The 9364-nt window shown below is 37.4% G+C and carries 9 protein-coding genes; all 9 read right to left on the bottom strand.

What is annotated here, in order from left to right; translation table 11 throughout:
* Positions 1–181 precede the first annotated feature (181 nt).
* Positions 182–625: a GatB/YqeY domain-containing protein gene (locus ACE38V_RS21990; RefSeq protein WP_375844759.1), complete on the bottom strand. Its 444-nt coding sequence runs from the start codon at positions 623–625 to the stop codon at positions 182–184.
* Between the two features lie 16 nt (positions 626–641).
* The gene (rpsU, locus tag ACE38V_RS21985; protein ID WP_295969481.1) at positions 642–815 is read right to left on the bottom strand and encodes a 30S ribosomal protein S21; all 174 of its coding nucleotides are present in this window, start codon (positions 813–815) and stop codon (positions 642–644) included.
* 397 nt (positions 816–1212) lie between these two features.
* Entirely contained in the window at positions 1213–2571 is a 1359-nt protein-coding gene (mtaB, locus tag ACE38V_RS21980; protein ID WP_375844757.1) for a tRNA (N(6)-L-threonylcarbamoyladenosine(37)-C(2))-methylthiotransferase MtaB, read from the bottom strand.
* A gap of 7 nt (positions 2572–2578) precedes the next feature.
* Positions 2579–3325 carry a 16S rRNA (uracil(1498)-N(3))-methyltransferase gene (locus ACE38V_RS21975; RefSeq protein WP_375844755.1) on the bottom strand — a complete coding sequence of 249 codons (747 nt, stop codon included), beginning with the start codon at positions 3323–3325 and terminating at the stop codon, positions 2579–2581.
* An 81-nt stretch (positions 3326–3406) separates the two neighbouring features.
* Complete coding sequence (prmA, locus tag ACE38V_RS21970; RefSeq protein WP_375844753.1) at positions 3407–4345, bottom strand: 50S ribosomal protein L11 methyltransferase; 939 nt, start codon at positions 4343–4345, stop codon at positions 3407–3409.
* 19 nt (positions 4346–4364) lie between these two features.
* Complete coding sequence (dnaJ, locus tag ACE38V_RS21965; protein WP_375844751.1) at positions 4365–5495, bottom strand: molecular chaperone DnaJ; 1131 nt, start codon at positions 5493–5495, stop codon at positions 4365–4367.
* A gap of 204 nt (positions 5496–5699) precedes the next feature.
* Complete coding sequence (dnaK, locus tag ACE38V_RS21960) at positions 5700–7532, bottom strand: molecular chaperone DnaK (RefSeq protein ID WP_375844749.1); 1833 nt, start codon at positions 7530–7532, stop codon at positions 5700–5702.
* A gap of 33 nt (positions 7533–7565) precedes the next feature.
* Positions 7566–8183, bottom strand: a complete 618-nt coding sequence (gene grpE / locus ACE38V_RS21955; RefSeq protein ID WP_375844748.1) for a nucleotide exchange factor GrpE — start codon at positions 8181–8183, stop codon at positions 7566–7568.
* 127 nt (positions 8184–8310) lie between these two features.
* Positions 8311–9342 carry a heat-inducible transcriptional repressor HrcA gene (gene hrcA / locus ACE38V_RS21950; protein ID WP_375844746.1) on the bottom strand — a complete coding sequence of 344 codons (1032 nt, stop codon included), beginning with the start codon at positions 9340–9342 and terminating at the stop codon, positions 8311–8313.
* Positions 9343–9364: the final 22 nt, after the last annotated feature.

The raw sequence follows: 9364 nt of genomic DNA, 5'->3' as shown, positions 1-9364 counted from the left end.
TGTTTATACTTCATTTGAAGTCCTCCTTGGTCAAATTAAGGGTCCTGTCGACTGGACACCTCGTATCATACCAAGAGGGCTTTTTTTGTTCAAACCTCATTTTGCTTTAATACAGGAATGCTTTCTTTAAGTATAATGAAAAACCGTAAGCATTTCTGCTTACGGCCTGATAAAACATTAATTATGAAAGGTGTTGTTGTACAAGTTTATTAATAAGTGACCCATCTGCTTTCCCTTTTACTTTAGGCATGATAGCAGCCATCACTTTACCCATCTCAGCTTTACTTGAAGCATTTGTTTCAGCAATTGTTTGTTTGACAATATCTGAAATTTCTTCTTCTGTTAACTGTTTAGGCAAATAGAATTCAACATGCTGTAATTCAGTGCGAATTTTATCGGCAAGGTCCTCGCGTCCTGCCTTTTCAAATTCATGGAGGGAGTCCTTGCGTTGTTTTACTTCGCGAGAAAGGACAGTTAGCTCCTCATCTTCAGATAGGTCATGACCATTCTTGATCACTTCGTTTTGAATAGAAGCTTTAACCATCCGAATAACTGAGAGTTTTTCTTTTTCTTTGTTTTTCATCGCTTGTTTCATATCATTATTTAAACGCTCGAGAAGACTCAATTACATACACCCTCTCTTACCACTTACGTTTTCTAGCAGCTTCTGACTTTTTCTTGCGTCTTACACTAGGTTTTTCGTAGAATTCGCGCTTTCTAGCTTCTTGAATCGTACCTGATTTAGATACAGTACGTTTAAAGCGACGAAGAGCATCTTCAAGCGATTCGTTTTTACGAACGACGGTTTTAGACATTCTCTTTCCCTCCCTCCGAACACAACACACTAACACCGAACATGGAAAACCATGTACCTTCAAATTATAATATAACAGTGAAACAAGGTCAACTGTAATTCACCCGAGTATTTGGACTTTTATAAAGTATTAATATAATGAATTGTCTAACCATTTATATTTCGAATTCAAATCAAGCCATTTTTGTTGCCTCAAGGGAAAACCAATTACTGGACATACTTTTAAATCATCACTGCTTAATAATAGTCACTTGCAATCTTCATCAAAGTAAGATTGACACTAAATTGACCATTTTCCCTATTATGATAACCAAAAACCATTTTCATAACAAAAAAACTGTCAGGAATGTCTAACCACTTTCGTAAATTCAGATGCATTCTCGACAGTTATGGAAAAATTAAATGATCGCTTTCTCTTCTTCCACGTCAGCATGATCATCCATTACTCGAACAAATTGTCCTTCATTATGCGGGTAGCCTGCTTTTGTGATTTTCACACGAACAATTTTTCCAATCATATCCTCAGTGCCTTGGAATACAACTTTTAAATAATTATCCGTGTAGCCTTCATATAGACCACTTTTATCATCATTATTATGATGTTCTTCAGGAATGACTTCCAGAACTTCATCTTCAAACTGAGAAGCATATTCCTTCGCCAATTGATTAGAGAGTTCAATTAAACGGTGGACGCGTTCATTTTTGATCTCTTCATCAATTTGGTCTTCCATTCTTGCTGCTGGCGTACCCGTGCGCTTAGAATAAGGGAAAACATGAAGCTCTGAGAATTTATGTTCTTTAATAAAATTATAAGTTTCCATAAACTCTTCCTCTGTTTCACCAGGGAATCCAACAATCACATCAGAAGTAATCGCTAATCCCGGGAGAGCTTTTTTCAGAAGACTTAGACGCTCAGCAAAGAATTCCATTGTATATTTTCTCCTCATTCTCTTTAAGACAGAATTTGAGCCTGATTGAATTGGAATATGCAAATGCCTTACAATAATGTTGGACTGATTGATGACTTCAATCACTTCATCCGTAATTTGGCTTGCTTCAATCGATGAAATTCTTAGGCGTTTTAATCCTTTTACCTTTGCTTCGATATCTTTTAGAAGAGCGGCAAGATTATAATCCTTCATATCTTCGCCATATCCACCTGTATGAATTCCTGTTAGAACAATCTCTTTATAACCTGCATCCACTAAGCTTTGCGTTTGACGTATGACTTCTTCTGGATCTCTTGATCTCATTAGCCCTCTTGCCCAAGGGATAATACAGAAAGTACAGAAGTTATTACAGCCTTCTTGAATCTTTAATGAAGCACGCGTACGATCCGTAAAGGAAGGAACATCTAATTCTTCGTAAACTCGGTTTTTCATGATGTTTCCTACAGCATTAATGGGTTGACGTTCTTTTTTAAATTGCTCAACGTAATCAAGCATTTTCACTCTGTCCTGAGTACCGACGACAACATCAACCCCTGGAATTGCAAGAATTTCAGCTGGTGATGTTTGTGCATAGCATCCAGTCACACATACCACTGCGTCAGGATTTTTTCTTATCGCTCTGCGAATGACCTGACGACTCTTTTTATCACCTGTATTGGTAACCGTACATGTATTGATAATATAAACATCTGAAGTGGCTTCAAAATCTATACGATCATACCCTTGTTCCTTAAATAATTGCCAAATGGCCTCTGTTTCATAATGATTCACTTTACATCCTAATGTATGAAATGCAACTGTTGGCATATTTTACTCACCTCATTAATTCTAAATGGTACGAAATAGCTGAAAGAACATATAACGGAGCCGTTTCTGTTCTTAAAATTCTCGGTCCCAATCCACATGACTGGAATCCATTTTCTTTTAGTTGACTAACTTCTGTAGAAGTTAATCCTCCCTCTGGTCCAAATACAACAAGAAGGGATTGTCCCTCCTGCATTTGCTGAAAAACATTTGCAAGAACGGATGCCTCTCCGTGTTTCGCATCCTCTTCATAGGCAATCAATTTATAGTCATAACTTTTAGAAGCTTGAATCAGTAATGGAAAAGAAATAGGACTTTCAACTGTGGGAATACGGCTGCGATGCGATTGCTCTGCTGCTTCCTTTGCAATTTTTTGCCATCTCTCCACCTTTTTGGCCGATTTTTTATCATCCCATTTTACAATGGAGCGAGCTGCAGTAAAAGGGATAAACATACTTGCTCCAAGCTCTGTACCTTTTTGGATAACCATTTCCAGTTTATCCCCTTTAGGCAATCCGCTCGCAATGGTTACAGCTACTGGCAATTCAGATGTCTCCTCTACCCATTTTACAACGTTTGCTATTACGGTTTCATCGGTAATTTCTGCAATTGTACATATGGCCGTTTTTCCATCAAGTGTGGAGCACAGCAGCTGGTCATTTTCTTTAAAGCGCATCACCCTTGTGATATGGTGATAATCTTCACCCGAAATTTCAAACTGTTCTCCATGATACTCTTTCACAAAATATCGCTGCATATAGAGGCACCTCACTTCAGGCATCAAAGGTTTTTTTACCTAAAAAAGGGGGGAATCAATTGAAATCCCCCTTTTCAATCATTATATTCTTTTCGCTAATAATGCAACCCAGTCTTCCATTTGAATCGTTTCAACGATATCAAATCCTGCTTTAATGATTGCATCTTTCACTTCTTCCTTCTTTTTATGAATGATACCGGAAGCAATAAAATATCCACCGGGCTTGACAATTCTTGCCACATCATCTGTAAACCGAAGAATAACCTCCGCCAAAATATTAGCAACGACTACGTCAACCATTTCATCGATTCCATCTAATAGATTATTTTGCGATACTTTGACGGTCTCTTGAACTTTATTAAGCTTAATATTTAAGCGAGCAGAATGGACAGCAACCTCATCTAAATCCAAGGCACTCACCTTTTCAGCTCCCAATAGAGCAGCGGCAATACTTAAAACTCCAGAACCGGTTCCCACATCAATAACGAGATCACCCTTTTTTATCGTTCGTTCCAGAGCCTGTATGCACATGATAGTTGTTGGATGAGTTCCTGTTCCAAAAGCCATTCCTGGGTCTAATTCAATAATCAATTCATCACTATGAACCGGAGTATATTCTTCCCAAGTTGGAACAATGGTAAATTTCTCAGAAATTTTCACTGGATTATAATATTTTTTCCAGGCTGTTGCCCACTCTTCTTCATGTACTTCACTAAGGGTAACAATATTTCTTCCAATATCAATATTAAAAAGCGGCAAATTATTAATAGCCGTTTTGATCTCTTCCACCGTTTCACCGAGAAAACTATTTACTGGGAGATAAGCTTTTATCATCACCCCTTCATCAGGGTAGTCATCAGGATTTAGTTGGTAGATTTCGCCGAATTGATCTTCTCTTTCCTTTTGTAATTCTAACGGATCCTCAATTACCACTCCGCTTGCACCTGCTTCGTGTAAAATATTTGAAATAGGTTCAACTGCTTCATTTGTCGTATGAATTCCAATTTCAGACCATTTCATTTACTACCAACTCCATTCCTTATTCACCTTTAAAAGCTCTTTTTACTTTTGAAAAAAATCCTTCTTCATGTTCTCCTTGTGGTACACTCCCACTAATTTCAGCAAATTCTCGAAGTAATTGTTTTTGCGATTCATTCAATTTTGTTGGAGTCACAATTCTCACGATAATATGTTGATCTCCAACTCCATACCCGCGTACATTTGGAACACCTTTTCCTTTTAAACGGAATTTCGTTCCTGTTTGCGTACCTGCAGGAATTTTTAATTTCACTTTTCCATGAAGGGTAGGAACCTCTACTTCATCACCTAATGATGCTTGAACAAAGGTGATTGGCATTTCACAGTAAATATCATCTCCATCACGTTCAAAAAACTCGTGACTTCTTACGTGGAAGACGACATATAAGTCTCCAGATGGTCCACCATTAACTCCTGGTTCCCCTTGTCCTGCAACGCGTAATTGTTGACCATCATCGATACCTGCAGGAATTTTCACATGGATTTTCCGGCGTTTTTTCACTGTGCCGGTTCCACCACATGTAGAACATTTTTCTTTAATTTCTTTCCCAGTTCCATTACAATAATGACAAGTTCTGCGATTCACAATTTTCCCAAATGGCGTGTTTTGTTCAATATTGATTTGACCAGTTCCATTACAGTGCTTACATGTTTCAGGCTTTGTCCCAGGCTTAGCACCTGACCCGTTACACGTATCACATGTTTCCTCACGAGGAATCTCAATGTCCGTTTCTTTTCCAAAAACGGCATCTTCAAATGAAATCGTCATCGTATATTGTAAATCTGCCCCTTGTCTAGGTGCATTTGGATCACGTCTTCTAGAACCTCCACCAAAAAAGGTACTGAATATATCTTCAAAGCCGCCAAAACCGCCGAAATCTCCTTCGCCACCAAAACCACCAAATCCTTGGTTAGGATCAGTATGCCCGAATTGATCATACTGAGCCCTTTTTTGATCATCACTGAGGACTTCATATGCTTCTTTTACTTCTTTAAATTTTTCTTCAGCATCTGGCTCTTTATTAATATCTGGGTGATATTGCTTTGAAAGCTTTCGATAAGCTTTTTTTATTTCATCCTTTGAAGCTGTTTTACTAACTCCAAGGACTTCATAGTAATCCCTTTTACTCATGATTACTCACTCCCCGCTACATTCACATAAAGGTTATTGTAACAATACTTGCATGATCATGCAATAATAAGGTTCACACTACAAACGTGATTTTTCCCATCCATCTCATTTCTCTGGAACTTAAAGCCAATACAGATAAGAAAAAGCCAAGTCATACTTATGACCTGACTTTGACTTTCGATGATAAAAAATGAAGAATCTGGCTTATTTATCATCCTTAACTTCTTCATATTCTGCATCCACAACATTATCATCTTTTCCGCCATCTTGTTGTGCTTGGCCTTGACCCCCGGCTTGTGCTTGTTTTGCAGCTTCTTCATAAAGCTTGACTGATAAATTTTGAACGATTTCTTGTAATGCATCTTTTTTCGCACGAATTTCATCTAAATCATTCTTTTCAATCGCTGCTTTTAAAGCATCCTTCGCTTCATTTGCTTTTGAAACTTCCGTTTGATCGACTTTTCCTTCAAGGTCTTTCATTGTTTTCTCAGTTGTAAATACTAATTGATCAGCTTCATTGCGAAGTTCAACTTCTTCTTTGTGTTTCTTATCTGCTTCTGCATTTTCTTCTGCTTCTTTAACCATACGATCGATTTCATCGTCAGATAAACCAGTAGAAGATTTAATCGTAATTTGCTGTTCTTTGTTTGTACCTAAATCCTTCGCACGTACATTTACAATCCCGTTTTTATCGATATCAAATGATACTTCGATTTGCGGAATTCCTCTTGGTGCTGGTGGAATATCAGATAATTGGAAACGACCTAATGTTTTATTATCTGCTGCCATTGGGCGTTCTCCTTGTAATACATGAATGTCAACAGCTGTTTGGCTATCGGCAGCTGTAGAGAAAATTTGTGATTTTGATGTTGGAATCGTTGTATTACGATCGATTAATTTGGTAAATACTCCACCCATTGTTTCAATCCCTAATGATAATGGAGTAACGTCAAGTAATACAACATCCTTTACATCACCCGTAATAACTCCACCTTGAATAGCTGCACCCATAGCGACAACTTCATCAGGGTTAACACCTTTATGTGGTTCTTTACCTGTTTCCTTTTTAATGGCATCTTGGACTGCAGGAATACGAGTTGAACCACCAACAAGGATCACTTTATCAAGTTCTGATGCTTGAAGACCTGCATCTCTAAGAGCTTGACGAGTAGGTCCCATCGTTCTTTCCACTAAATGAGCAGTTAACTCATCAAATTTTGCTCTAGTTAATGTCATTTCTAAATGAAGCGGTCCAGCTTCCCCTGCTGTAATAAACGGTAAAGAAATTTGTGTTGAAGTGACACCAGATAAATCCTTTTTCGCTTTTTCAGCAGCATCTTTCAAACGTTGTAAAGCCATTTTATCTTTTGAAAGGTCGATGCCATTTTCTTTCTTGAATTGGTCGACTAAATAATCAATAATCACTTGGTCAAAATCGTCACCACCTAGACGATTATCCCCTGCAGTTGCTTTTACTTCGAATACTCCATCTCCAAGTTCAAGAATGGATACGTCAAATGTACCGCCACCAAGGTCGTAAACTAGGATGGTTTGATCTTCATGCATTTTATCTAAACCATAAGCAAGTGCTGCTGCTGTTGGTTCATTAATAATCCGTTCTACTTCAAGGCCCGCTATTTTCCCTGCATCTTTCGTTGCTTGACGTTCAGCGTCATTAAAATAAGCTGGTACAGTAATAACGGCTTTTGTAACAGTATCACCAAGATAATCTTCTGCATATGATTTCAAATATTGTAAAATAGCAGCAGAAATTTCTTGAGGTGAATATTCTTTGTCTTCAGCTGTCACTTTATGGTTTGTACCCATATGACGTTTGATTGAAATAATCGTATTTGGGTTCGTAATCGCTTGACGTTTAGCGACTTCACCGACTTGACGCTCACCATTTTTAAATGCGACAACAGAAGGAGTTGTACGGTTCCCTTCTGGATTTGGAATAACCTTTGGTTCACCGCCTTCTAAAACGGCAACACATGAGTTTGTAGTTCCTAAATCGATACCAATGATTTTGCTCAACTAAAAAACCTCCCCGATATTTATGTAAAATTTCTATTGACTTACTTTAACCATAGAAGGACGAATAACGCGATCCTTAAGAAGATAACCCTTTTGGAATTCTTCTACAACCATATTTGAAGCAAAATTGGAATCCTCAACCGTCATAACGGCTTGATGAATATTTGGGTCAAATTCCTTTCCTACAGCTTCAATTGGCTCTACGCCTTCTTTCTGTAATGTTTCCACTAAACTGCGATAGACCATTTCCATTCCTTGAAGCAATGATTTTGCTTGCTCATTATCTGCATTCATCGATAATGCTCTTTCAAAATTATCGATGGCCGGTAATAAATCACTGATTAAATTTTGTGCTCTATATTTTTGAGATGCTTCAAAATCTAATTTAGCGCGACGTCTTGAGTTGTCAAAATCAGCTTGCAGACGCAAATAGCGATTATCTGCATCCTCTATTTTCTTCTCTAATTGTTCAATTTTTTCGTTAGCTTCTTTTAATTGAGTCTCGATGGAGTTTTGATCACCACTTGCCTCTTGCTCCTTAGTAAGGAGTTCTTCATCAAATACTGCCTCCATGTTTTCTTCCTCATTTGGTTCTACTTGAGAAGAAGCTTGTTCTTTTTCTTCTGTTTGTGTTTGTTTATCTTCTGCCAACTAATTCACCTCCCTTAAAAATCAAGCATGGGGAAATATCCCTCTCATTATATACATTAGAACCTCATAAAACACAAGGGAAAAGGGATGGAATCGGTATATCCACCCTTAATCAATATTTCCACGATTATTTATTTTGATACAGTTTCGTCAGTAAGGACGAAAAATCATTACTAAAATATTGCAGCAAGCTAATGACCCTTGAATATTCCATTCGTGTTGGACCAAGGACAGCAATCGTGCCCAATTGTTCTGTGCCAATCGAATAAGTCGCCGTAATTAAGCTGCAATTATCCATCGCGGAATTATTATTTTCTTTTCCAATCTTTACATTGATTCCAATTGGATTCCTTCTTATCAGTTCGTAGAAGTCTTCCTCATGTTCAATCATATCCATAAGCGATTTAATTTTCTCAATATCATGAAACTCTGGTTGACTTAATATATTCGTTTTTCCACCGAAGAACATTTTTTCTTGTGTTGGAATCTTCAATGTCTCAATGAGCGTATAAATCATTGATTCATAATTCGTAATATGGTACCGCAAAAGAGTGGCTATTTCTTTATATATTTTACCATTTAAATCCACAAGTGGAACTCCAACCAAACGATCGTTAATAATATTAACCATTTTTTCGATATCACTTGCATCAATTGTTTCTGGCAAATTGAACATTCGATTTTCTACGTGTCCCGTATCCGTTACAATAATGGCAATCGCCGTTTCTTTATTTAATGGAACAATTTGCAATTTCTTTAGTTTATTTTCTTTCACAGCAGGACCCAAAACAATCGATGTATAGTTTGTCAGCTCTGATAAAATTTTTGCAGATCTTTGAACAATATTTTCCAATTCAAAAATCCTTTCAGCAAAAATAGAACGTATTGAGTAAATATCATGATGATTAAGCTTTTGTGGGTGAAGCAGATGATCAACATAAAAACGATATCCTTGTTCTGATGGAATTCTCCCCGATGATGTATGGGTCTTCTCTAGAAAACCAAGTTCTTCTAAGTCAGCCATATCATTGCGTATGGTTGCCGAACTAAAAGGAATTTCATCTTTTTTCGACAAACTTCTTGAACCCACAGGTTGTGCAGATCGTATGAAATCATCAACAATAACTTGGAATACCAGTAATTGACGGTCAGTTAGCATGTTAATCACCTCTGTTAGCACT

The organism is Cytobacillus sp. Hz8, assembly GCF_042263505.1.
Taxonomy (GTDB): Bacteria; Bacillota; Bacilli; order Bacillales; family Cytobacillaceae; genus Bacillus_BE.
This window is presented reverse-complemented; position numbering and strand designations above follow the sequence as displayed.

Bases quoted from the DNA above. Each gene is read 5' to 3' on its own strand.
- rpsU (WP_295969481.1), bottom strand. From the start codon at position 815: ATGTCTAAAACCGTCGTTCGTAAAAACGAATCGCTTGAAGATGCTCTT.
- mtaB (WP_375844757.1), bottom strand. From the start codon at position 2,571: ATGCCAACAGTTGCATTTCATACATTAGGATGTAAAGTGAATCATTAT.
- ACE38V_RS21975 (WP_375844755.1), bottom strand. From the start codon at position 3,325: ATGCAGCGATATTTTGTGAAAGAGTATCATGGAGAACAGTTTGAAATT.
- prmA (WP_375844753.1), bottom strand. From the start codon at position 4,345: ATGAAATGGTCTGAAATTGGAATTCATACGACAAATGAAGCAGTTGAA.
- dnaJ (WP_375844751.1), bottom strand. From the start codon at position 5,495: ATGAGTAAAAGGGATTACTATGAAGTCCTTGGAGTTAGTAAAACAGCT.
- hrcA (WP_375844746.1), bottom strand. From the start codon at position 9,342: ATGCTAACTGACCGTCAATTACTGGTATTCCAAGTTATTGTTGATGAT.